The 23221-nt window shown below is 61.5% G+C and carries 15 protein-coding genes; 4 read left to right on the top strand and 11 right to left on the bottom strand.

Translation table 11 applies throughout. The annotated features are described in order from the left end of the window. Window positions 1-7 precede the first annotated feature (7 nt). Window positions 8-955 carry an agmatinase gene (gene speB, locus E8Q41_RS08060; protein ID WP_137155012.1) on the bottom strand — a complete coding sequence of 316 codons (948 nt, stop codon included), beginning with the start codon at window positions 953-955 and terminating at the stop codon, window positions 8-10. Between the two features lie 184 nt (window positions 956-1139). Here speB and E8Q41_RS08055 point away from each other — a divergent pair, with 184 nt between their 5' ends. Continuing rightward, complete coding sequence (locus tag E8Q41_RS08055) at window positions 1140-1664, top strand: gluconokinase (protein WP_137155011.1); 525 nt, start codon at window positions 1140-1142, stop codon at window positions 1662-1664. Here the strand turns inward: E8Q41_RS08055 and E8Q41_RS08050 are convergent. The 7 genes from E8Q41_RS08050 to E8Q41_RS08020 form a co-directional block, all read right to left on the bottom strand. Next, window positions 1659-3632, bottom strand: coding sequence for an adenylate/guanylate cyclase domain-containing protein (locus E8Q41_RS08050; protein WP_137155010.1), 1974 nt, complete (start codon window positions 3630-3632; stop codon window positions 1659-1661). The genes E8Q41_RS08055 and E8Q41_RS08050 overlap by 6 nt on opposite strands. Further along, window positions 3632-7282 (bottom strand): FecR domain-containing protein, encoded by a 3651-nt coding sequence (locus E8Q41_RS08045; RefSeq protein ID WP_137155009.1) that lies wholly within the window; start codon window positions 7280-7282, stop codon window positions 3632-3634. The genes E8Q41_RS08050 and E8Q41_RS08045 overlap by 1 nt, the downstream gene beginning before the upstream one ends. A 102-nt stretch (window positions 7283-7384) precedes the next feature. Beyond that, window positions 7385-8977 (bottom strand): ABC transporter ATP-binding protein, encoded by a 1593-nt coding sequence (locus E8Q41_RS08040; protein ID WP_137155008.1) that lies wholly within the window; start codon window positions 8975-8977, stop codon window positions 7385-7387. Between the two features lie 2 nt (window positions 8978-8979). After that, window positions 8980-10113, bottom strand: a complete 1134-nt coding sequence (locus tag E8Q41_RS08035; protein WP_137155126.1) for an ABC transporter permease subunit — start codon at window positions 10111-10113, stop codon at window positions 8980-8982. A 1-nt stretch (window position 10114) separates the two neighbouring features. Then, window positions 10115-11038 (bottom strand): ABC transporter permease subunit, encoded by a 924-nt coding sequence (locus E8Q41_RS08030; protein WP_137155007.1) that lies wholly within the window; start codon window positions 11036-11038, stop codon window positions 10115-10117. Window positions 11039-11147: 109 nt separating this feature from the next. Further along, the gene (locus E8Q41_RS08025) at window positions 11148-12689 is read right to left on the bottom strand and encodes a peptide ABC transporter substrate-binding protein (RefSeq protein ID WP_246660128.1); all 1542 of its coding nucleotides are present in this window, start codon (window positions 12687-12689) and stop codon (window positions 11148-11150) included. A gap of 270 nt (window positions 12690-12959) precedes the next feature. After that, window positions 12960-13607, bottom strand: coding sequence for a TetR/AcrR family transcriptional regulator (locus E8Q41_RS08020; RefSeq protein ID WP_137155005.1), 648 nt, complete (start codon window positions 13605-13607; stop codon window positions 12960-12962). Window positions 13608-13702: 95 nt separating this feature from the next. Between E8Q41_RS08020 and E8Q41_RS08015 the strand changes: the two genes are divergently transcribed. From E8Q41_RS08015 to E8Q41_RS08005, 3 genes are read left to right on the top strand one after another with little or no spacing between them, the layout of a single operon-like run. Then, complete coding sequence (locus E8Q41_RS08015) at window positions 13703-14830, top strand: efflux RND transporter periplasmic adaptor subunit (protein WP_137155004.1); 1128 nt, start codon at window positions 13703-13705, stop codon at window positions 14828-14830. Beyond that, window positions 14827-15900, top strand: a complete 1074-nt coding sequence (locus E8Q41_RS08010) for an efflux RND transporter periplasmic adaptor subunit (RefSeq protein WP_137155003.1) — start codon at window positions 14827-14829, stop codon at window positions 15898-15900. The genes E8Q41_RS08015 and E8Q41_RS08010 overlap by 4 nt, the downstream gene beginning before the upstream one ends. Further along, on the top strand, window positions 15900-19007 hold the full coding sequence (locus tag E8Q41_RS08005; RefSeq protein ID WP_137155002.1) for an efflux RND transporter permease subunit: 3108 nt from the start codon (window positions 15900-15902) through the stop codon (window positions 19005-19007). The genes E8Q41_RS08010 and E8Q41_RS08005 overlap by 1 nt, the downstream gene beginning before the upstream one ends. Before the next feature lie 68 nt (window positions 19008-19075). On the opposite strand, the gene E8Q41_RS08000 is transcribed toward E8Q41_RS08005, so the two are convergent. The 3 genes from E8Q41_RS08000 to E8Q41_RS07990 form a co-directional block, all read right to left on the bottom strand. After that, entirely contained in the window at window positions 19076-19990 is a 915-nt protein-coding gene (locus E8Q41_RS08000; RefSeq protein ID WP_137155001.1) for a DMT family transporter, read from the bottom strand. A gap of 61 nt (window positions 19991-20051) precedes the next feature. Further along, window positions 20052-22088: an NADH:flavin oxidoreductase gene (locus tag E8Q41_RS07995; RefSeq protein ID WP_137155000.1), complete on the bottom strand. Its 2037-nt coding sequence runs from the start codon at window positions 22086-22088 to the stop codon at window positions 20052-20054. A 150-nt stretch (window positions 22089-22238) separates the two neighbouring features. Further along, the gene (locus E8Q41_RS07990; RefSeq protein ID WP_137154999.1) at window positions 22239-23216 is read right to left on the bottom strand and encodes a PDR/VanB family oxidoreductase; all 978 of its coding nucleotides are present in this window, start codon (window positions 23214-23216) and stop codon (window positions 22239-22241) included. Window positions 23217-23221 lie beyond the last annotated feature (5 nt).

Raw genomic sequence — 23221 nt, 5'->3', positions numbered from 1 at the left:
TCGCCTCTCAGCGAAATTTTGCGGCGATCACGCAGAGCAGTTCGAACATCATGGTCGCGCCGGCAAGCGCGGTCATGCCGCCGATATCGAAGGGTGGGGCGACCTCGACAACGTCAGCGCCGACGATGTCGAGCCCTTCGAGCAGGCGGACCAGCGCCTGAGCTTCGCGGGTGGTGAAGCCGCCGATCTCCGGCGTGCCGGTGCCGGGAGCCTGCGAGGGATCGATGCAATCAATGTCGAAGGTGACGTAAATCGGCTGGGCGCCGACGATCTCGCGCGCCTCGGCCATCACATCCTCGACGCCGCGGCGGACGAATTCCTCCATATAGATGATGCGGATGCCCTGCTCGAGCGCCCAGCCGTGCTCGTGAAGCTCGTAGTTGGAGCCGCGAATGCCGATCTGCACGATCCGCTTGGAGTCGAGCAGACCTTCTTCGATGGCGCGGCGGAAGGGCGTGCCATGGGTGAAGCGATTGCCGCCGAAATAGGTGTCGTTGGTGTCGGAATGGGCGTCGAAATGGATCATTCCGACAGGACGGCTCTTCGCCACCGCGCGGAGCGACGGTAGCGTGGTCAGATGATCGCCGCCCGCCGCAAGCGGGATAGCGCCGGCAGCCACGATCGAGGCGATGCCGTCCTCGATGCGCTTCAGCCCGTCCATCAGATCAATCGGATTGACCGAGACGTCGCCGACATCCGCCACGTTGGCAAGGTCGAAAGGCGCGATCTTGGAGACATGATGGATGCGGCGCATCAGGCTCGACTGGTTGCGCATTTCGCGCGGTCCATGGCGCGCGCCTGCCCGATTGGTCGTGCCGCCATCCCAGGGAATGCCGACCAGCGCGATATCGAGCCCTTCGGCGGTGGGAACCGCCGGCAGGCGCATGAAGGTGGCATGACCGGCAAAGCGCGGCACTTCGGCGGCGTCGACGGGCTGGTGGGTGGTCTTTTTCATTTTGGTTCCCTTGGAGGCGCATTGTCTTTCGCAGCTGCGAAAGATTTCCCGATTCGGCTTCGGACTAAATCGATGGGCATGGTTTCATTCGTGTTTCGGACCGTGCTATTGGGAACCCCTTGCCGGGCGACACATTTCATCTGGGCGATGACCAAGCAGCTGAGGCGACAGGGAGAGACGGCACATGACCCAAAGCGATGCGAGCAAGCCCATCGCCATCAATGTCATGGGCGTGTCCGGCTGCGGCAAGACCACCGTCGCCGAAGCCTTGGCGGTGGCGCTCGACGCTGACTTCATCGAAGGCGACGCGCTGCATCCCGCGGAGAATGTCGCGAAAATGTCCAGGGGCGAGCCTCTGACCGACGAGGATCGCGTCGGCTGGCTGGAAAGCATCGGACGGGCTCTCGACAGCAATCTCGCCAAGGGTCGCTCGACCGTGACCACCTGTTCCGCCCTCAAAAAGAAGTACCGCGAAGCTTTGCGCCAGCACGCGCCCGACCTGATCTTCGTTTTCCTCGACATCAGCCGCGAAACCTCGTTTGAGAGGGTGTCTCATCGTCCGGGGCATTTCATGCCCGCAAGCCTCGTCGACAGCCAGTTCGCGACGCTGGAGCGGCCGCAGGCCCCCGAACGGCATGTCCGGGTGGATGGAACTTCGCCGGTCGAAGAAATCGTGGAGAACGTGCTTCAGCGCATCAGGATGCTATAACGGATTCTCATCACCCGCGATCACATCGAACCGTGCATAATAACCGGCAAGCGCCGGATTATCCGCGGCAAGCGTCACGGCCAGCTGTTGCGCCCCGGCGTTATCGCCGCAGTAAAAGGCGTCGAGAAGCTCCCGATGGCGGGCGCGAACGGAAGCAGACGCTGCGCGCAGAACGGTGAACACGGGCGCTTCCTCGGTCTTGCCCTTGACGACGATCCGACCGAGCTCGAACACAGCCAATCTGTCGCCGATGATGCGAGCCGTCTCCGGGCCGATCAGAAGCGGCACGTCGTAGAGCTTTGAGGCCCCTTCGAGGCGGGAGGCGAGATTGACCGCGTCGCCCAGCACCGAATAGTCGAAGCGCGCCGTCGACCCCATATTGCCGACGACGCAATCGCCCGTATTGACGCCGACACCGATGCGGAGCGGAAAATGCCGCCGGCCATGCGCCCGAGCGTCCGCCTCCAGCGTGCGGTTGAGCGCATCCATGGCGTCCAGCATATCCAGCGCCGCCGACACCGAAAGAAAAGCGTGGTCGGGCGACTCCAGCGGCGCGTTCCAGAACGCCATCAGGCAATCGCCGATATATTTGTCGATCGTGCCGCCGCGCGCCAGCACGATGTCCGAAAGCGGGGTCAGCAGGCGGTTGATCAGGGTGGTCAGCTGTTCCGGATCGTCCTTGAGCTGCTCGGCGATGGTGGTGAAGCCGCGCACATCACAGAATAGGATGGAGAGATCGCGCTTTTCGCCGCCGAGCCTCAGCCGAGACGGGTCACGCGCCAGTTGGTGCACCAATTCCGGCGCGAGATAGTGCGCAAAAGCCTTGGTGATGCGCTGGCGCGATTTGCGCTCCTGCGCGTAGTCGATCATGGCTTGCCCTGCATGAATGGCGATGAAGGCCGCCAGCGACGGCATCGGTGAAATGAACAACCGGCCGAAGCGCAGCATGAACCAGGTCGCGACGAAAACGGCGCTGATCAACGCCAGACCAACGCCGAAACCCTGCCAGCCGGAATTGGTCGAAACGATGAGAGCCGAAGCGATCGCAACGAAGAGGAGCAGTCCCAACCGCAGCGCGTCCGAGCCGTCGCGGATCGACAGGGAATGGCGGAGGTTGTCGAAGATCGTCGCCTGGATTTCCGCCCCCGCAGTCAGCCGCCCGTCATGCACCGTATGCGCCGTGGCGAAAGCGTCGGCGCCGCCGCTGTCGAGCGTCGGGGCGTTCTGCAGGCTGAGCCCGACGACGACGACACGGTCGTTGAGCAGACCGGGCGGCAGGAAATTGTCTGGATCAAGCGCCTGATAATAAGAGATCGTCTGGTAGCTGCGCGGGCCGCCGAACACCTGGATCAGGCGGCCTGCCTCAGGCGTGTCGGAAGCATCGTCGGCCGCCTTGGCGAGCATGGCGGCGAAGCCGTCGGGATAGGAGGGCGCTTCGCGGAGCACCCCATCGCGGCCGAGCGCGACCGAGGCGACGCCGGCGAAAGCGCCGCGATCGGAGAATCGCTGCAACGGCATCGCGCGGATCAACTGATCGGCCTGATCGGCGGTCACGAGCGATTCATCGGCGGCGAGCACCACATCTGGTCCCAGCGCATTTTCAAAGGCGGCGTCTTCCGCTTCGGTGGAGGGCTCGGAAAAGACGATATCGAAGCCGATGGCTTTGGCGCCGCCCGCCCGCAGAGCTTCGATAAGCCGACCATGCAGACTGCGCGGCCAGGGCCAGCGTTGGTTGATGTCGGCCAGCGACGGCTCGTCGATGGCGACCACGATAGGCGCATCCTCCGGCAGCGGCGGCGCGCCGATGGTGGAGAGATAGTCGAAGGCGCGATAATCGACCAGCGGCCAGAAAGGCAGCCGCGCGAGACCGGCGACGGCGACAAATAAAAGCGCTGACAACAGGGCGATCTGCCCTCGTCGTCCGCCAAAGCCGCGCCATCGCCGCCAGCCTTCGGCCCATGTCGGCATCAGAAACGAGCCTTGAACATGCCGCGGAAGGAAGGACCCCAACCGGGCACGCCGTCGGAAATTTCGAAATCAGCGTCGAGAATATTGTAGGCCGAGAGCTCCAGGGAATAGCGCTTGCCGAAAGGCTCCCATGTCAGGCCGGCGTCGAGCGTCCAGACATCGTCGAGCGTGGCGCCCGCCCCATCGATGCGTTGGCCGAGATAATTGCCCGCCACAGTCAGACGAAGATTGTTTTCATTGACCCAGGTCGCCGCCACCTGTCCCGCCCAGGAGGGCATGAACGGCATGCGGTCGCCTTCGTTGCGCGAAAGCGGATCCTGGTTTTCCGACCAGGTCCGGATTGCGGTGGCGGACAGGCCGAGCCCACCGCTCAAGGCCAGATTGGCGGTGGCGCTCAGGCGGTCGGACGCCCCCTCAGACACCGACACGCCGAAATTCCGGCCTGGGACCAATACAAAGAAATCCTCGATGTCCTGATGCTGATATTCCACGGAGGAGAAGACATTCGGCGTCCACTCTGCATCCCATCGCGCCGCTAGCGTATCGACGCCGCCATTGGAATCGATGGGAACTTGCGCCGATTGCAACCCGACCACGCCAGATGGCGAAAGCGACGGCGTGGTGAATTCGAAGCTTTCGCCGAGATAGCCGAGACGAAGCCATTGGCCATCGACCGGTTCCCAGGCAAGACCTGCGCGGGGATCGAGCCTTCGAGCGCCATCCTCGCCCCCACCTAACATCGAAGCCGTTACGCCATATTCCGCTTTCCAGCCGGGCGCGAAGTCGTGCAGGACGTCGAGATAGGCGCGACCAATCATCTTGTCGCCGCTGGAGGCGAGTTGAAAGTTTGTGCTCGGATCTTCCAATTCGCTGTACGCAAACTGCGTATTTTGCGTCTGCCAGCCGGCTTCCACTCCATAAAGCCATGTCACGTCCCCGGTTTCGACCGTACGCCCTACAGAGCCGAGCAGAGTTTCTTGTTTGACAGACTGGTCGCTCAAAACGGGATATGGCGAGGGCAGGTCAGGAAGTTGTAGATAATTGTCAGTTTGCGCGATGTCTCCTCTGGCCTTGGTGTAAAAAAGCGCGGCGTTGACGACGTCGTGATAGGCCAGCGTGTGGCTCCAACCCAGACCAGCTACGATGGCCTTGCCATCGCCATGGATATCGGAATCTGCAGGATTGCTGTCGCGCGCCAGTCGCAGGTAATCCTGATTTTCCCTCGCCAGATTGAAAAATCCAACCACCCGATCATAGGTCGTGGGGCTCGCCGTGACATAAAGCAGACCGCTGCCCAGTTCGCTCGTGGAGGCAATGGAGCCGGTATCGCCCACGGTCCGGTCGTCCGTCGTCCGCTCCCAATCGAAATTGGCGTAGACGCTGAGCGGAATCGTGGAATTGGAGAAGGCCTGCACTTCGGCATTCACCACCGGTCCGACATTTGAACCGGACACCGCCACGCCAGCGCCGATCGAGGTCTCGATGAACGGCGCGCGAAGAACCTGCGGATGCACGATCGGACCCGACAGCATGCTCGGCTCCAGCAACAGCCCCTGGAACAGCGTGGAGGCGGAGCGTACCGTCGTGGCGTTCTGGACGATATCGACGCCATAAGAATAGTTGGTGAAATAACCGGGCGGGCTGCCGCGCAGGGACTGGTCGATCAGCGCAGAGCCGGAGAAGGGATCGAACACAGCGTCTGAATAGTATTCCGCCCAGGCGTTCAGCCCCTGGAAGCGGAAGGCGTCATTGAGCGTCGATCCGGATTCCTGATTGGCGCCAAGCGCCCCGTAGTAGCCGCCTCTCGCACGGGACAGGCGAACATAGTCGCGAGCGTAGCGGATGGCGTTGACGGAGTCATAATCATCGAGCGCCATGCGCGCTCTCAGGGCAGACACCACCGGATCATTGCTGTCGAGCCGTTCGGCGTTGTCGAGCGCCTGATCGGCGGCGACGCGATCGCCTTTCTGATATTGGGCCGCCGCAAGACCAAGCTGGGCCTGAGCATAGCCGGGGTCTGTCACCGACCCGGCGAAGAGATCCTCGACGCCGAGATCCGCTTTACCGGTCTGCAGAAAGTATCGGCCACGGGCAACGAGCGCGGGAGAGAAACCGGGATCCAGCGACAACGCTTTGTCGATCAGGGGCTTCGCGTCGTTCACACGATCCAGATCGAGATAGAAAATCGCGAGATTGGTAAAAGCTGCTACGCTTTGTGGATCGATAGCTAGGGATCTGCGAAATGCAGCTTCCGCCTCTCGTATGCCGCCCAGTTCTGATTGGATCCCGCCTATTTGGTTCCAAGTGGACGAGGAGCCAGGCTCCACTTCGGCAGCATATCTAGCGTGAGCCAAAGCCCCCTTCAAATCGCCTTGAATGCTCCAGAGGTAATGAGCGGACACTTCAAGCGCTACGGGGTCGTCTGGATCGAGGTCGAGAGCACGCTCCGTTGCTTCGCGGAGTTGTTCCCGGTCATTGAGAAGCAGCGCGATCCAGGCCCGATAGGCGGGAAGCACGGGATCGTCGGGAAAACGTTTTTCCGCGCTCTTGAATTCCGCGATCGTCGACTTGAGATCCTTCAGAAACCCGAGCGCATAGGCGCGCAGGAACGCCGCTTCAGGGCTATCCACGGCAGTCGGCAGTGGCTCGACATGGTTTGGATCGGCGAGTGTCCGCGCATAATAGCCGCCATAGAGCGCAATCCCCTGCCGGCGTTTGTCGAGCCCCGGCTTCGCTTCGGCAAACAGGCGGGCGGAGGTCTTATAATCGCTCTTGAAGCCGGCGATGATCGCCCTGACCAGCGTCAGTCGGGCGCGCTGACTGTGGCTGAATTTGCTGTCGTCGAGACTGGCCAGCGTCTGCTCCGCCGCCAGAACGCCGTCGAGCCGCAACTGTCCCTCGACCAGGGAGACCCACTCTTCGACGCTACGCGCGGCGGCGTCTTTCTCGGAGATGGCGGTGATCGTGCGACGGACCTCCACCGGCCGGCCGAATGTGGGCGACATCCGTTCGAAGGGTTCGCGACGCGGCAGATAGAACAGCATCTGTTCCCGGTCGTCGGAATCGACGATCGCCAGCATCTCCGGCGCCTGCCCAATCGTCGCCGCCGCCGCCTGTCCCTGCGCCACATCGACCGAACCCTGGGGATTGCTGAGCGAGACGCGGCCATCGAGCACGCGCAGCGCGGTGCGGGATCCGGCGACCGTCATCGTCCAGTCGGTGCCGCGAATGGCGGCGGTTGCTGCGGGGGTTTCCACCTTCACGCTGGAGCCGCCGCGCTCGGCACGCGCCCAGATAGAGCCAGATTGCAGTTCGAACACCGTCTCCTCGGCGTCGGACGCGGCGAGCTTCTTGACCACCAGCGAGGAGTTGCGGCCAAGCCGGATCTGCGTGCGATCGGAAAACAGGATCGCGAGTTGGCCCACGGCATTGGTGCGCAACACGTCGCCGGCCAGCAGGTCCTGTTTGACATCGACAAAGCGCCATTGCGACGCGTCGATAAAGCGGACTTCTTCGCCGCTTTTGCGGGCGATGACGGCGCCGGCTGCGGGTGGTGGTCTGGGGAGCGGATCGGCGAGCACAGTGAGACACGACGCGCTGATCAGCGCCCCACCCAACAGTGCCGGTATCGTAAATCCACGTGCCCCCATGCCGTATCAGTGGAAGGGCAGCATTCGCTTGTCAAGCGCTTGCCGATATGAGGCAATGACGGATAGCCGGGCGGCGATCACGCGCCGCCCGAAAATCCAAAACTACCCGCCCATGGCGGCCGCCATCAGTTCCTTGGTGTAGTCCATCGAAGGCTGGTCGAAGATCTCGTCCGTCAGTCCCTGCTCCACCACGCGACCGTTCTTCATCACCATGATATAGTCCGACAGCGCCCGGACGACCGCGAGATCATGGCTGATGAACAGATAGGCGAGCCTGTGCTTAGCCTGCAGATCCCGCAGCAGTTCGATGATCTGCTTCTGCACCGACCGATCGAGCGCCGAGGTCGGCTCGTCGAGCACGATGACCTTGGGCTTGAGGATGATGGCGCGGGCGATGGCGAGACGCTGGCGCTGTCCGCCCGAGAATTCGTGCGGATAGCGGTTGCGGCTCTTCGGATCGAGACCGACCTCGATCAAGCTCTCGATCGCTCGTCGGTCGCGTTCGGCCTTGCTCAGATGCGGCTCGTGGATCAAGAGTCCCTCTGTGATGATCTCGCCCGCCGTCATGCGCGGCGAGAGCGAGCCATAGGGGTCCTGGAAAACGAGCTGCAACTCGCGACGGAGCGGACGCATCGCCGCCTTGTCGGCCTTGGAGATGTCCTTGCCACAGAACACCACCCTGCCCTCGCCGTCATAAAGGCGCAGCAGGATGCGGCCGAGCGTCGATTTGCCGGAGCCGGATTCGCCGACCACGCCGATCGTCTGGCCCTCCCTCAGCATCAGCGACACCTTGTCGACGGCGGTCAGATATTTCACCCCGCGCCCGAGGAAATCGCCGCCATATTTGAAGCGGATCGACATGTTGCGCGCATCGATCAGGATCGGCGCATCCGCGGGCGGCGGCTCCTTGCGGCCGGTCGGCTCGGCGGCCAGCAGCATCTTGGTGTAGTCGTGCTGCGGATCGGCGAAGATCGCTTCCGCTCCACCCGTCTCGACCACCTCGCCGCGCCGCATCACCGCAACGCGATCGGCGAAGCGCCTGACGACGCCGAGATCATGGCTGATGAAGACGATCGCGAGACCCAGGCGGTCCTTCAACTCCTTGAGGAGATCAAGAATTTGCGCCTGGATCGTTACGTCGAGCGCCGTCGTTGGTTCGTCGGCGATCAGCAGTTCGGGATCGTTGGCAAGAGCCATCGCGATCATCACCCGCTGTCGCTGGCCGCCCGACATTTCATGCGGATAGGAATCGAGCCGCCGCTCGGCATCGGGAATGCGCACGAGATTGAGGAGTTCGAGCGCCCGCGCCCGCGCCTCCGCCTTGGAGAGTTTGCGGTGATGACGGATCGGCTCGGCGATCTGATCGCCGATCGTGTAGAGCGGATCGAGCGAGGTCATCGGCTCCTGGAAGATCATCGTCATCTTCACGCCGCGCACGGTGTTGAGCGTCTTGACCGGCTGGCCGATCAGCTCCATGCCGCGATAGCGGGCCGAGCCAGTCACGCGACCGTTGGCCGCCAGCAGGCCCATCACCGCCATCATCGTCTGGCTCTTGCCGGAACCGGATTCGCCGACCACGGCCAGCGTCTCCCCCTTGGCGACCGAAAGGCTGACGCCCTTGACCGCATGGATCTCGCCGTCTTCGCCGTCGAAACGGACATGGAGGTCGCGAATGTCGAGAACAGTGTCCGTCATGATCAGCGGTCCTTCGGATCGAATGCGTCGCGCAGGCCGTCGCCGATGAAGTTCAGGGCAACGAGCGTGACGACGAAAAACAGCGACGGATAGAGAAGCAGCCAGGACGCCGCCTCGATGGAGCTCGCACCTTCTGCGATCAGCACGCCCCAGCTGGTCAGCGGCTCCTGAACGCCAAGTCCAAGGAAGGACAGGAAGCTTTCGAGCAGAATGACCTGCGGCACAAGGAGGGTCACGAACACCACCACCGGTCCGATCGTGTTGGGGATGATATGCCGGCGGATGATCTGCCCGTCGGTCAGCCCCATGGCCACCGCCGCGCCGACGAATTCGCGGCGTTTGATGGCGAGCGTCTGCCCGCGCACGATCCGCGCCATATCCAGCCAGTTGATGGCCCCGATGGCAATGAAGATCAGCGCGATATGGCGGCCGAAGAACACCACCAGCATGATGACGAAGAAGATGAACGGCAGCGAGTAGAGGATCTCAACAAGCCGCATCATGATATTGTCGACGCGGCCGCCCAGATAGCCGGATATCGCGCCATAGACGACGCCGATCACCAGCGACACCAGCGTGGCGAGAATGCCAACCATCAGCGAGATCTGCCCACCCACCATGATGCGGGCCAGCATGTCGCGGCCGTTTCGATCGGTGCCGAGCAGGAAGTACTGACCGTTTATACGTCCTTTGACGGTGGCGGTCAGGCCATCGGCGCCGGTCTCGGTGATCTCGGCCCCGTCGAATTCATCTGGGCGATCGAGATAGCGCACAATGCGGGGATCAATGGTTTTTTCCGCCTTGAGCCGAACCGTATAGGTCGAGCCGTCGACCTCGAAGCTCTCCATCTCGGCGCGGCCACGTTCCACGGCCGCCTTCATCACCGGCTCCATCGTGTCCTTATGCGGATATTGCTCCAGACTGGGCGGGACGGCGACATAGCTCGGATAGATATCGGCGTAACCATGCGGGTTGAAGAGCGGGCCGAGGAAGCAGATGAGCGCGACCAGCGCTAAGGCAAAAATGCTCGCGACAGCGGCCTTGTTGCGGCTGAGCCGGACGAGCGCCAGTCGCGTCAGGCTGCGGCCCCTGCCGGTATCGGGGCTTTCCAATGGCGGCGTGGCGGGATGGGTCATGTCACTCATAGCGCACCCTCGGATCGATGAACGCGTAAATGACATCCACCAGAAGATTGAGAACGACGATGAACACGGAGATCAGCACCACTGTGCCCATCACAAGCGTGTAATCGCGGTTGAGCGCGCCGAGCACGAAATAGCGGCCGACACCGGGCAGTGAGAACAGGGTTTCGACGATGATTGATCCGGTCAGCACCGATGCCGCCGTCGGGCCCAGATAGGAGATGACCGGCATCAAACCGGCCCGGAGCGCATGGCGACCAACCACGCTCGACGCCGGCAGGCCATAGGCGCGCGCCGTGCGGACGTGATCGGCGCGCAAGGCCTCGATCATAGCGCCGCGCGTCAAACGGGCGAACACCGCAAGCTGCGGCAGGGCCAGCACGATCACCGGCAGAGCGAGATTGCGGAAACCGCCATCGCCCCAGCTGCCGGTCGGCACGAGCTGGAGCGCGACGGCGAAGATCAGCGTCAGGATCGGCCCGATCACGAAATTCGGCACGGTGTTGCCGAGCGCGGAAAAGGCCATCAGCGCGTAATCCGGCCAGGTGTTCTGTCGAAGCGCGGCATAGACGCCCATGACAACGCCGCCGAGCACGGCGATGACAAGCGCCCAGGCCCCGAGGATCATCGAATAGGGCAGCGCCTGAAGGATGAGTTCGGCGACGGTGTAGTCCTTGTAGATGAAGCTCGGGCCGAAATCCCCGCGCAGCACATTGCCGAGATAATAGAAATATTGAGCCCAGAGCGGTTGATCCAGGTGATAGACCGCCTTGATATTGGCGAGCACCTGCGGCTCCAGCGGACGTTCGAGATTGAAGGGACCGCCTGGCGCGATCCGGATCATGAAGAAAGACAGGGTCACGACGATAAACACCGTCGGAAGCGCGGACAGAAGCCGCAAGAAAACGAAACGCAACATGGGCGCCTCCTCGATTGCGAAATGGCCGAAAGCCGCCGTCGTGACGACGGCGGCGTCTGGGCCGCGCCCGTGTTCCGAAAACGGTCCGCGTACGCGAGCCCGGTCAGGATCACTCGATCGAGAGATATTTGGTCAGGTGTTCGTTGACGGTGTTTTCCTCGAACCCCTTCACCTTGCGGCTGACCAGCCAGAGGCTGGCGTAGTTCATCATCGGGGTGATGGAATATTCATTCAGCGCGATCGCCTCGGCGTCAGCCAGGATCTTCATGCGCTTGGCCGGGTCGCGCTCCTCGTAAGACGCCTTCATCAGTTCATCGAACTTGGCGTTGACCCAATGGCCGTAGTTGAAGGCCTTGTTGGTCGAGACGAGCAGGTTGAGGAAGTTCTCCGGATCGGCGTAGTCGGCCGCCCAGGCGGCGCGGGCGACGTCGAACTGTCCGCCTTCCTGCAGATAAGCGTAATGCGCCTTGACGTCGAGATTCTGCGTCGTCACCGTCGCGCCGATGGCCTTCCACATATCGGCGACCGCGATGGCGACCTTCTTGTGGTTTTCGTTGGTGTTGTAGCGGATGTCGATCTTCAGCGGCTTGCCGCCTTCGCCATAGCCGGCTTCCTTGAGAAGCGCCTTGGCGGCGTCTTCACGGTCGAGCTGGTCCATGTCGGCGATGTCGAACTTGGGCGCGGTGTAGCCTTCCATGCCCGGGGGCACGAGGTTGTAAGCGGGCAGTTGCGCGCCGCCGAAGATCTTTTCGGCGAGGAAATCGCGATCGATCGCCATGGACAGCGCCTTGCGCACGCGCACGTCGCTGAAGGGTTCATGACGGGTGTCGAAAGCGTAGTAGTAGGTTGAAAGCGCGGGAGTGGCGTAAACATGGTCTTCGGCGAGCTTCTTTTTCAGGAAGTCGCGCTGATCGGCCTGATACTGGTAGACGATATCCAGCTCGCCGTTCTCGAACATGCGCTCGGTGGCGGCCTGGTCTTCGGACGGATTGTAGATGACCTTGTCGATCTTCACATTCGCCGCATCCCAATAATGCGGATTCTTGACGGCGGTCACGTGGTCGTTGGCCACATATTCGGTCAGCATATAGGCGCCGTTGGTGACCATCTTGCCCGGCTTGGTGAAGTCCTTGCCGTCTTTCTCAATGCTGGCCTTGTTGACTGGCAGAGCCGTGTAATGGGTCATCAACTGCAGAAAATAGGGCGTCGGGCGCTCAAGCGTGATTTCCAGCGTCTTGTCATTGACGGCTTTGAGGCCGAGGTCTTCCGCCTTCGCCTTCTTCTGGTTGAACGCTTCGGCGCCCTTGATCGGATACAGGATATTGGCGTAGCCGGCGGCAGTGGCCGGATCGAGCAGGCGCGTCATCGAATAGACGAAGTCGGCGGCGGTCACCGGCGAACCATCCGACCACTTGGCCGCGTCACGGATCTTGAAGGTATAGACCTTGCCGTCTTCTGAGACGGTCCAGCTTTCGGCCGTGCCGGGAATGACCTTGCCCTTGGCGTCGTAGACGGTCAGGCCTTCCGACAGATCGCGGATGATGAAGCCTTCGATATCGATCGAAATCTGCGCCTGGTCGAGCGATTGCGGCTCGCCGCCATTGCCGCGACGGATCACGGTTTCGGCCAAGGCTGGCAGCGCCAGCGACATGGCCAGCGCGCCTCCGAGCAGAAGACGATTGATGGACTTGAAATAGGGATGGACGCTCATTGCAGCACCTTTCTTTTTAACCGCCAGTTTCCCCTCTGGCGCGGCGCCAGACTATTGGCTCTATGCGAAATTGCAACATCCATCCCTCTGGACCACGGCGCACTGGAGACCAGTCACACTGGCAGCCACAGCGAAACCCAAGACAATCAAGCCTTCAGGGCCAATAAAGCAACTGTGCAAATCAGGGGAACCTGCCGTGCGCGCAGGTCTTCAAGCGCTCAGCAATCTTGTCATCAACATACTGACAACAGCTTGCAGGCGGACTTCGTCGCTTGCGACTGGCGTCAATCTGGACAGGAACGGACGGGTCGAGATGACCAGCCCCCCCATGACGAAAGATGCAATCAATCTCAACGCGCCGTCGGGGGCCTGTTCGTTGGAATCCCGCCCCTCTTCTCCCAAGAGCGGCAGGAGAAGAGCCAGCATTGGTCTGACGAGCCGTGTTTCGATGACCTCGCTTCGCGCCTCGTCTTCGGCGCCGATCATTTCGGCAACCATCAGCCGAGCAAACTGCGGCTTCTCGCTCATCATATCGACGATCCGCGCTGAGACGTGCGCAATGCGCTCCCGATCGCCGCGCCCTTCACATTCGCTCAAAAACCCCGCCAGACGGGCTCGGGATTCCTCCCCTACGCTGGCCACGACCTCCGTCCAGAGGCCCAGTTTTGATCCATAGTGGTAAGATATCAGCGCGACATCGACCCGAGCCCGTGTGGCGATCGTCCGAAGCGAAGTGTTTTCGAATCCGCTATCCGCGAAGCATGCAAGCGCGACTTCGAGAAGCCCTTTCCTGTCATGGCCCTCGCCACGCCGGGGCCGCCCCCGGCCTCGCTCTTGCCCTCGTTTGTCATCGATCAAATTTCATTCCCTCCAGAGGCTTGACAACAATAGCGCTTCCCAGACATATATTCAACAATCGATGAATAAAATTAACACTTCTATGGGAAGGCGCCATGCTGGAAAGCGACGCAGAACCAAATATCTGGAGGTTTTCCGAAATTCCCTCCATATCTCGCTTTCTATTTTTGGGCCTGGCACTCGTGTCCCTGTCCGCCTGCGACGCGCAGAAAACTGCTTCGTCGCCAACCATTCCATTGGTCGCCGTCCAGAAGGCTGCGCTGGAGGCCGATGCGGAAGAAGGTTCGGGAGCGGGCGAAATCAAACCGCGCATAGCAAGCGACCTTTCCTTCAAAGTGAGCGGGCGCGTCAATGCGCGTTATGTGGGCGTGGGAGATCGGGTGAAAAGCGGGCAGATCCTCGCAACGCTTGACGACACCGAACAGCGCGCGGATGTGGCGTCGTCGCGCGCCGCAGTGGAATCTCAGCAAGCCAGTCTCCGCATCGCCGAATCCGTTCTGAAAAGACGCAAGGCGCTTGCCGAAACCGGCGCCCTCTCTCGCCAGCAATTGGACAGTGCGATACAGGAATACCAGTCGGCCCAGAACGACCTCTCCGCTGCGCTGGCGTCTCTCGCGACGGCCGAAGACACCCTCAAGCAGACGGTGCTTCGGGCTGACGCGGATGGCGCCATCACTGCGCGCAACATCGAAGCCGGTCAGGTGGTTCAACCGTCCACGGCCGCCTTTACGCTCGCGCATGACGGAGAACTCGACGCGGTTTTCAACGTGCAGGAAAATGTGTTGAGCGCTCGGGGGATCCCGCCGGAGATCGAGATCTCTCCGGTATCTCGCCCGGACATCAAGGTGAAGGCGAAGATCCGTGAAGTCAGCCCGGCCGTGGACCGCTCGCTGGGCACGGTTCTCGTGAAACTGGCCCTGCAAAATCCGCCTCCGGAAATGACACTCGGCTCGGCGGTGGTGGCAAATGTCCGTTTCGCGAGCAGCAAGCGCGTCAAGATTCCATGGCAGTCGCTCTATTCCCTCGACGGCAAGCCCGCTGTCTGGCTCGTGGACCCCGCAACAATGAAGACATCACTCAAGACGGTCTCGGTCGAGCGCTACGATCAGGCCGACGTCGTGCTTGCGGACGGCTTGAAGCCCGGCGATATTTTCGTTGTCGAAGGCGGCCAGTTCCTGAGAAATGACGAGAAAGTCGCAACTACCGGCGAGGCCGCTCTATGAAGCTCACGACCATTCCTCCGCTGCTCCTGATCGTTGCGGCGCTGGCCGGATGCGAGCAATCGCATGAAGGCGCCGAAGCCCCTGTTCGTCCCGTTCTGACCATGGTGGCGGAGATCCGGCATCCAGAAGTGGTCGGCTTCACGGGCACAGTTGAAGCCGCGTTCAGCGCTGAACTGGGATTTCGGGTTCTGGGACGCATAACCGCTCGCAATGTGAATGTCGGCGACGTTGTCCGCAAGGGACAAGTTCTTGCGACGATCGACGATTCCAGTCTCCGGCTTGCAGTCGACAAAGCCAAAGCGGACCTGGCGTCCGAAACAGCCAAGCTCGATCTTGCGAAGTTGACTGAAGAGCGCCAGAAAAAACTTCTCGCAACCAACGCGACGACCAAAGAGAGCTTTGAAGATTCCCAGCAGTCCCGTGAGGCATCCGAAGCGTCGGTCAAACAATTGCAAGCTGATCTGACAAAGGCTCAGGAGCAGTTGAGCTACGCCGAATTGAGGTCTGAAGTCGACGGCGTTGTTTCGGCGGTCTCGGCTGAAGTCGGTCAGGTCGTGTCTGCGGGCCAGACGATTCTTACCGTCGCCGGACTGGGCGACCGCGACGCCGTGGTCGATATTCCGGACACCTATTACGCGTTGACCGCTATCGGCACACCGTTCGTGGTCACGCTTCAGGCCAACCCGGCAATCCGGGTCAAAGGCAAGGTGCGTGAGACGGCGCCGCAGGCTGACGCTGCAACACGATCGCTGCGAACCAAGATCGCCTTGGATTCGCCGCCCGAGAACTATCGTCTGGGCAGCACAGTGACCGCCACCCAGGACAGCCCGGAAAAGGACGAAATCTGGCTTCCGGCGAGCGCCATCGGCGGCGCTGACGGCGCTCAATTCGTTTGGGTCGTCGATCCCCAAACGAAGAAAGTCGCGACGAGGACGGTCACGATCGAGGCCGCCGAGAATGGCGGCGTGAGCGTTTTGTCCGGCCTCAAAGTCGGCGAGCGCGTGGTGACCGCCGGCGTCAACTCGCTTTCCAACGATCAAACAGTTCGAATTGCCGGTGAGGCGCCCTGATGACCAAGAAATTCAACCTTTCCGAATGGGCGCTCGCGCACAAGTCCCTCGTCTGGTACTTCATGATCCTGTCGGCGGTGGCGGGTGTGTTGTCCTACATCAATCTCGGCCGCGAGGAAGATCCCGACTTCAGCATCAAGACGATGTTGATTCAGGCCCAATGGCCCGGCGCTTCGATTGAGGAGATGACGAGCCAGGTCACTGACAGAATTGAAAAAAAGCTGCAGGAACTGGACAATCTCGACTACACGAAAAGCGTGAGTTCTCCTGGCCAGACAACCGTTTACGTCAACCTGCTGGACTCGACAAAAGCCGCGGATGTGAAGCCGACCTGGGTCAAAGTCCGCAACATGATGGCGGATATTTCTTCGCAGTTTCCGTCTGGCGTCCAGGGGCCCAGTTTCGTTGACAGTTTCGGCGACGTCTATGGCAACATCTACGCCTTTACCTCGGACGGTCTGACGCAAAGGCAATTGCGTGACTATCTCGAGGCGGCGCGGACCGAAATCCTGTCGGTGCCCAATGTCGGCAAGGTGGAATTGATCGGCGCGCAGGACGAGGTCGTCTATCTCGAATTCTCAACGCGACAAATGGCGGCGCTCGGCGTCACGCAAAATCAGATCATCACCACCCTGCAGAACCAGAACGCCGTTGTCGCCTCTGGAACACTTCGTACGGAGGGAGAACGGATCAATCTGCGCGTATCGGGCGGATTTGCCTCTGAGGACAGCCTTCGCAACATCAATCTCAGAGTCAATGACCGATTCTTCCGGCTGAGCGACGTCGCGAAAATCACCCGGGGCTATTCCGACCCCGAAGATCCGCTATTTCGCGTGAACGGTAAGCCGGCAATTGGTCTCGCAATCGGCATGAAGGTTGGCGCAAATCTGCTCAACTTCGGTGAAGCGCTCAACAAGACGATGGAACGGGTCATCGCCGACCTACCGGTCGGGGTGGGCGTTCATCACGTCGCCGCCCAGGCCGAGGTCGTGGAAGAGGCCGTGGGAGGCTTTACCAAAGCGCTTTTTGAGGCCATCGCGATTGTGCTGGTCGTGAGTTTCCTCAGCCTTGGCATGCGGGCGGGCTTGGTGGTCGCCGTTTCCATTCCGCTCGTTCTCGCCATCACTTTCGTGTTCATGGAATATGCCGGCATCTCGCTGCAGCGCATTTCGCTCGGCGCGCTCATCATCGCGCTCGGCCTTCTCGTCGACGACGCCATGATCGCCATCGAAATGATGGTGTCCAAACTCGAGGAGGGAGAAACGCTACAAAAGGCGGCCACCGCAGTCTACACGTCAACCGCCTTTCCGATGCTGACCGGCACTTTGGTGACCGTCGCGAGCTTCATTCCCGTGGGCCTGAACAACAGCGCGGCTGGCGAATTCACCTTCACCCTGTTTGTCGTCATCGCCGTGTCGCTGATCGTATCCTGGGTTGTGGCGGTGCTGTTTGCTCCTTTGCTCGGCGTCGTGATACTCCCCAAGACAATGAAGAAGCACCACGAAGAAAAAGGACGCGTGGCGTCTGCCTTCTCTGCCCTTCTCCAGCTCTGCGTCGGTTGGCCCAAAACCACCATCGCGTTTACGGCGGCCATGTTCGGCCTGTCGGTATATGGCATGGGCTTCGTGCAGCAGCAGTTCTTCCCCTCGTCGGACCGGCCGGAGCTTGTCGTCGACTGGACCGCGCGGCAGAACTACACCATCGCGCAGACCCAGGCCGAAATGGATAGCTTCGAGCAGAAGCATCTGGCGGGCAATGCCGATATCGATCATTGGACATCCTATGTCGGTCAGGGCGCGAAGCGTTTCATCCTCTCCTTCGATGTCCAGCCGAACACGCCGAATTTCGGCGAAATGGTGATCGTCGCCAAAAGCATAGAAGCCCGCGACCGCCTTATCTCTCAACTCAGCCAGGCTGCGGAGAAGGAATATCCAGGCTCGGATGTGTTCGTGAAAACACTTGATCTCGGCCCGCCCGTCGGACGTCCTGTTCAGTATCGCGTATCAGGCCCCGATCCAGAAAAGGTCCGAATCTTCGCACGCGATGTCGGTTCGATCATGGGCTCGGACGCACGCCTCGGCCGGATCATCTATGACTGGATGGAACCCGCCCGGACGGTGAAGGTCGAAATCCTGCAGGACAAGGCGCGCCAACTCGGCGTCACCTCCTCCGATATCGCCACCGCACTCAACAACATGACCGGAGGCTCGACCATCACCCAGATCCGTGACAGCATCTACCTGATTGATGTTGTGGGCAGGGCGGTGAAGGACGAACGCCAATCGATCGAATCGTTGCGAAGCCTTCAACTTTCGGGCGGCAACGGGCAGCCCGTTCCCCTGGCCTCGATCGCCAACTTCCGATACGAGATGGAGCAACCGATCATCTGGCGCCGCGACCGGGCACCGACGATCACCGTGAAAGCGGCGATCAAGGACAGCACCCAGCCCGCGACGATTGACAAAAAGCTCGAGCCCCAGATCCATGCCTATGCCGCGAAATTGCCCGTGGGCTACAAGATCGAAACGGGCGGCTCCGTGGAAAGCAGCGCCAAGAGCCAGGCGCCAATCGCAGCGGTGGTCCCGATGATGCTGCTGACCATGGCGACGATCCTGATGTTCCAATTGCAGAGCTTCCAGCGGCTGTTCATGGTGGTCATCGTGGCTCCGCTCGGCCTGATAGGCGTGGTCGCCGCACTCCTGCCCAGCGGCGCGCCGCTCGGCTTCGTCGCAATCCTAGGCGTGCTGGCCCTGATTGGCATCCTGATCCGCAATTCCGTGATCCTCGTTGTGCAAATCGAGACCTTGATTAAGGAAGGTTTGGCGCCGTGGAACGCGGTAATCGAAGCCACAGAACATCGCATGCGGCCGATCATGCTGACTGCCGCCGCAGCCAGCCTCGCGCTGATCCCGATCTCGCGCGAAATCTTCTGGGGGCCGATGGCTTACGCGATGATGGGAGGCATCATCGTCGGCACGGTGCTGACGCTGCTCTTCCTGCCAGCGCTCTATGTGGTCTGGTTCCGCATCAAGCGGCCCGACGAGAAGGACGGGCCGAAAGAGGAAAAGGCGGAAGATGCGCCTCCGACCGAAGCCCAACCGGCCTGACGTCGACACATCTCGCGGCCCCTTTCGAGGGGCCGCTTTCGTTCGAGACAGGCTTTTTCCGAAGCCCGTCACCCCCGGGCGACGATGACGATGCCGAGGAGGGAAACGATCAGACCCGCCGCCATCATCCAGGACATCGGCTCGCCGAACATCGCCCAGGCCCAGATCATCGTCACGGGCGGGCTGGCGTAGAGAACCGCGGTAACCCGCGCCGGCGAGGATTTCTTTAGCGCGACATAGTAGAGCGTCCAGGCGCCGAAAGTGGCGACCACGACGAGCCAGAGCACGCCGCCGATAAATTCCGGCTCCAGAACCGGAGCAACCCCGCCGTCATGATAAGCGAAGATCGAGAAAGCGGCGGCGGCGGCGAGGCATTGAATGCAGAGGCTTTGATAAACCGGCATATCCCGCGACTGGAAGCGGCGTTGCAGAAGCGTGGATGCAGCCAGCGCCAACGTTCCGGCGCCAGGCAGCAGATAGGCCCAAATCTCGACCGAACCGAATGAGAGAGACTCGGCCGAAGCCAGCACGACGCCGCTCATGCCGAGGGCTGTGCCGAGCCATTGTTTGCTGCTCAGCGACTGCCCGAGGAGCGGCCATGACAGAATGGCCACTGCGAGCGGCAGCATGTCGGTGATCAGCGCGACGAGCGCAGTGGGCACGCCGAGCCCGATCGCCAGGCCGAAACCGGCGAGATAGCCGGCCATGGCGAAGGCGCCGATCACCGCCTGCTCCACCGCGTCGCGAAGACGGATTTTTGGTCCGAAATACAAGGCGATGGGAAGGAGCAGCACGCCGGACATCAGGCTGCGCCACAACAGGATGAGCGAGATCGGCGCATGATCGCTGGCGAAGCGCGTGCCGATGAAGCCGGCGCTCCAGGAGAGCAGCATGGCGATTTCGAGTCCGATCAGGCCGTAAGCCGCAATGGGACCCGTTTGCGAAGACGTTGCGAATTCGTCTGGGAGGCGGGCGTTTGTCATGAGCGGATGAGACACCGATCGGTCGCAGGCCTCATGCCTCCTTGCGACACGCCCGGGCCCATCAGATGTTTTTCACCAGCCGCAGAGCATCGTAGATCGCCGCATGGGTGTTGCGCGCCGATACGGCGTCGCCGATCCGGAACAGCTGGAAACGCCCGTCGGGATTGCGCGAAACAGTTTGTGGCAAGCCGTCAATCAGTTCGTCATAACCCACCTCGCCGCCATTCACCGAAAGCGGCTTCAGTTCGAAATAGAGATCATCGAGCGGGATAGTGCCGTTGTTGACCACGACCTGATCGACCAGGCGCGTCTTGGAGACGCCGCCGTAGTCGCTGCCGACGTGAGCGGCGAGGCCATTGCCCTGACGCTCGACGGACTCCAGCCGATAGGTCACGGTGAAGGTGACCTCCTTGTTCTGCAGCGAGCGCATATAGGGCACGAGATTCATGGCCATGACCTCGGGTGAAAATGACCTGTCCGGCGTCATGATCTCGACCTTGGCGCCGGAATTGGCGAGGATTTCCGCCGCCTGCAACGCGGCGTGATCGCCCGCGTCGTCGAAAACAAGCACATTGGCGCCGGGTTTCACATCGCCCGAGATGATATCCCAGGACGACACGACGAGCTCGTTGCCATCGGAAAGGACTTCGGTGTGCGGAAGGCCGCCGGTGGCGATGATCACCACGTCGGGGTTCTCGCCCTGCACAGTATCGGCCTCCGCCCAGGTATTGTAGCGGATGGTGACGCCGAGTTTCTCGCATTGCGCCAGTCGCCAGGCAATGATGCTCATCATCTCGCGACGGCGCGGGCTTTGCGCCGTGAGGCGGATCTGCCCTCCCGCTTCGCTGGCCGCCTCGAACACCACAACCTCATGGCCCCGTTCGCCTGCGACACGCGCTGCTTCAAGACCGGCGGGCCCAGCGCCGATGATCACCACCTTGCGTTTTGCTTCGGCTTTGGGAATAGCATGCGGCATGGTCAGTTCGCGGCCGGTCGCAGCATTGTGGATGCAATAGGCGGCCCCGCCCTGATAGATGCGGTCGAGACAGTAATTGGCGCCGACGCAGGGGCGGATATCGTCTTCCCGCTTTTCCAGGATTTTACGCACGATATGCGGATCGGTCATATGCGCGCGGGTCATGCCGACCATGTCGACCTTGCCGGCGGCGATGGCGTGGCGGGCTGTGGCCACATCCGGGATCTTGGCGGCGTGGAAGGTCGGGAAATTCGTGGCGGCGCGGATCTCGCCGGCGAAATCGAGATGCGGCGAATTGGCCATGCCCTGGATCGGGATGAGGTCGGTCAGACCGGGATCGGTGTCGATATGGCCGCGCACCACGTTGAGGTAATCGATCAGGCCGCTGTCGCGCAGGCGGCGGGAAATTTCCAGGCCCTCGGCCTTGCCGGTGCCGCCCTTCAGCTGCTCGTCGGCAGTGTAGCGCACGCCGAGAATGAACTTGTCCCCGACGCGTTTTCGAATGGCGGCAAACACATCGAGACAGAACTTCATGCGGTTTTCGAGCGAGCCGCCATAGGGACTGTCCAGATCGTTGGTGATCGGCGAGGCGAACTGGTCGATCAGGTGGCCGTAGGCTTCGAGTTCGACCCCGTCCATGCCGCCCGCCTGCATGCGCTCGGCGGCGTCGGCGAAATCCTTGATGATGCGCTCGATATCCCAATCCTCGATTTTCTTGGGATAGGCGCGATGGGCCGGTTCGCGCAGATGCGACGGCGCCACCACCGGCAGCCAATCGCCCTTGTCCCAACGCGTGCGGCGCCCGAGATGGGTGAGCTGGATCATGATGGCCGCGCCCGCCTCATGCACGGCGTCCGTCATCTCACGCACCCAGGGCACGATCTCGTCCTTATAGGCAAGCAGATTGTTGAACACCGGCGGACTGTCCTTTGACACCGCGGCCGATCCCGCCGTCATCGTCAGCGCGACGCCGCCGCGGGCGCGCTCAACCGTATAGGCGCGGTAACGCTCCTTCGGCATCCCGTCCTCCGGATAGGCCGGTTCATGCGACGTCACGATGATGCGGTTTCTGAGCGTGAGATGCTTGAGCGGGAAGGGTTGCAGCAGGGGATCGTTCGACATGGCGCGGCTCCATTTGGGCTTTGACCGCAATCTAGCCAGAAATGTACACAACAGTCAATTATGAAGACATCAGTGTACATTTGACACTGTTCGTCGGCCCGATCGCGGCTGTCTTCACTGACAGCCGCTTCGGATTTCATTGACCGCCATTCATGCCCCTTCTGGCTGATAGCCCGTGCCGATCGTGATCGCGCCGCCCGCAGCGCGCGAGACGCAGGCGCACATTTTCGCACTGTCATGTCGTTCATGCGCCGAGAAAAAGACGTCGCGGTGATCGATCACGGTGGAGGCGTCGAGGACGTCGACGGCGCAGAGACCGCATTCGCCGCGCCGACAGTCATAGATCATATCGATCCCGGCCTCGATCAGCGCATCCAGCATGGTCTGATCCGGCCGCACAGCGACTGTGCGGTCATAGGCCGGAACACTGACGGAAAAGGCCTGTTCTACGAACCGGCCGCTGTCTCCGAAGACTTCGAACCGCAGCCGGCTCATGGAGCGCCCGCTTTCCCGCCAGATCGTCCGCGCCGCCTCCAGAAGTCCGTGCGGACCGCAGATATAGGCCTCGCCATCGGGCGGCAACGCGGCGAATTCGGCGGCGAGATCGAATTGCTCGCCCGCATCCTGCACAAAGGTTTCGAGACGGTCACCCAGGAGATCGCGCAACTCCGAGGCAAAGGCCATTTGCGTCAGGCCTTTCGCGCCATAGATCAGCCGGATCTGCTGATTGCGCGCGGCCAGCGCCCTCGCCATGCCGTAAATTGGGGTGATGCCGATGCCGCCAGCGACCAGCAAATAGCGGGATGCACGCCAGGATAGTTCGAACCTGTTCTCCGGCTCGGTCATCTCCGTCTCGTCGCCGATGGCGAGGGACCAGATATAAGCCGAGCCGCCACGGCTGTTCGGATGCAATTTCACCGCAATCCTGAGTTCTCCCGGCGCGCTGGGCAGAACGGTATAGGTCCGGACTGCGGCTTCTCCCCGGATCAGCACCTTGATATTGGTGTGCGAGCCGGGATCGAAGGCCGAACGGAGACCTTCGACGGCAAAGGTCACAGCCCGCACATCCTCCGCCGGGTAGTTGATGGCGACGACGCGCGCGGCGCGCCATTCCAGTTTGGAACGCATTGTCT

The organism is Rhizobium sp. FKL33 (genome assembly GCF_005222915.1).
Classification (GTDB): Bacteria; Pseudomonadota; Alphaproteobacteria; order Rhizobiales; family Rhizobiaceae; genus Rhizobium_E.
Note: the sequence above shows the minus strand (reverse complement) of the source record. Positions and strands in the feature narration are given on the sequence as shown.

Excerpts from the sequence above, each read along its gene's own strand:
- speB (WP_137155012.1), bottom strand. The coding sequence starts at position 955 with ATGAAAAAGACCACCCACCAGCCCGTCGACGCCGCCGAAGTGCCGCGC.
- E8Q41_RS08035 (WP_137155126.1), bottom strand. The coding sequence starts at position 10,113 with ATGACCCATCCCGCCACGCCGCCATTGGAAAGCCCCGATACCGGCAGG.
- E8Q41_RS07995 (WP_137155000.1), bottom strand. The coding sequence starts at position 22,088 with ATGTCGAACGATCCCCTGCTGCAACCCTTCCCGCTCAAGCATCTCACG.
- E8Q41_RS08005 (WP_137155002.1), top strand. The coding sequence starts at position 15,900 with ATGACCAAGAAATTCAACCTTTCCGAATGGGCGCTCGCGCACAAGTCC.
- E8Q41_RS08030 (WP_137155007.1), bottom strand. The coding sequence starts at position 11,038 with ATGTTGCGTTTCGTTTTCTTGCGGCTTCTGTCCGCGCTTCCGACGGTG.
- E8Q41_RS08010 (WP_137155003.1), top strand. The coding sequence starts at position 14,827 with ATGAAGCTCACGACCATTCCTCCGCTGCTCCTGATCGTTGCGGCGCTG.
- E8Q41_RS08055 (WP_137155011.1), top strand. The coding sequence starts at position 1,140 with ATGACCCAAAGCGATGCGAGCAAGCCCATCGCCATCAATGTCATGGGC.
- E8Q41_RS08045 (WP_137155009.1), bottom strand. The coding sequence starts at position 7,282 with ATGGGGGCACGTGGATTTACGATACCGGCACTGTTGGGTGGGGCGCTG.
- E8Q41_RS08050 (WP_137155010.1), bottom strand. The coding sequence starts at position 3,632 with ATGCCGACATGGGCCGAAGGCTGGCGGCGATGGCGCGGCTTTGGCGGA.
- E8Q41_RS08040 (WP_137155008.1), bottom strand. The coding sequence starts at position 8,977 with ATGACGGACACTGTTCTCGACATTCGCGACCTCCATGTCCGTTTCGAC.
- E8Q41_RS08000 (WP_137155001.1), bottom strand. The coding sequence starts at position 19,990 with ATGACAAACGCCCGCCTCCCAGACGAATTCGCAACGTCTTCGCAAACG.
- E8Q41_RS08015 (WP_137155004.1), top strand. The coding sequence starts at position 13,703 with ATGCTGGAAAGCGACGCAGAACCAAATATCTGGAGGTTTTCCGAAATT.
- E8Q41_RS08025 (WP_246660128.1), bottom strand. The coding sequence starts at position 12,689 with ATGTCGCTGGCGCTGCCAGCCTTGGCCGAAACCGTGATCCGTCGCGGC.
- E8Q41_RS07990 (WP_137154999.1), bottom strand. The coding sequence starts at position 23,216 with ATGCGTTCCAAACTGGAATGGCGCGCCGCGCGCGTCGTCGCCATCAAC.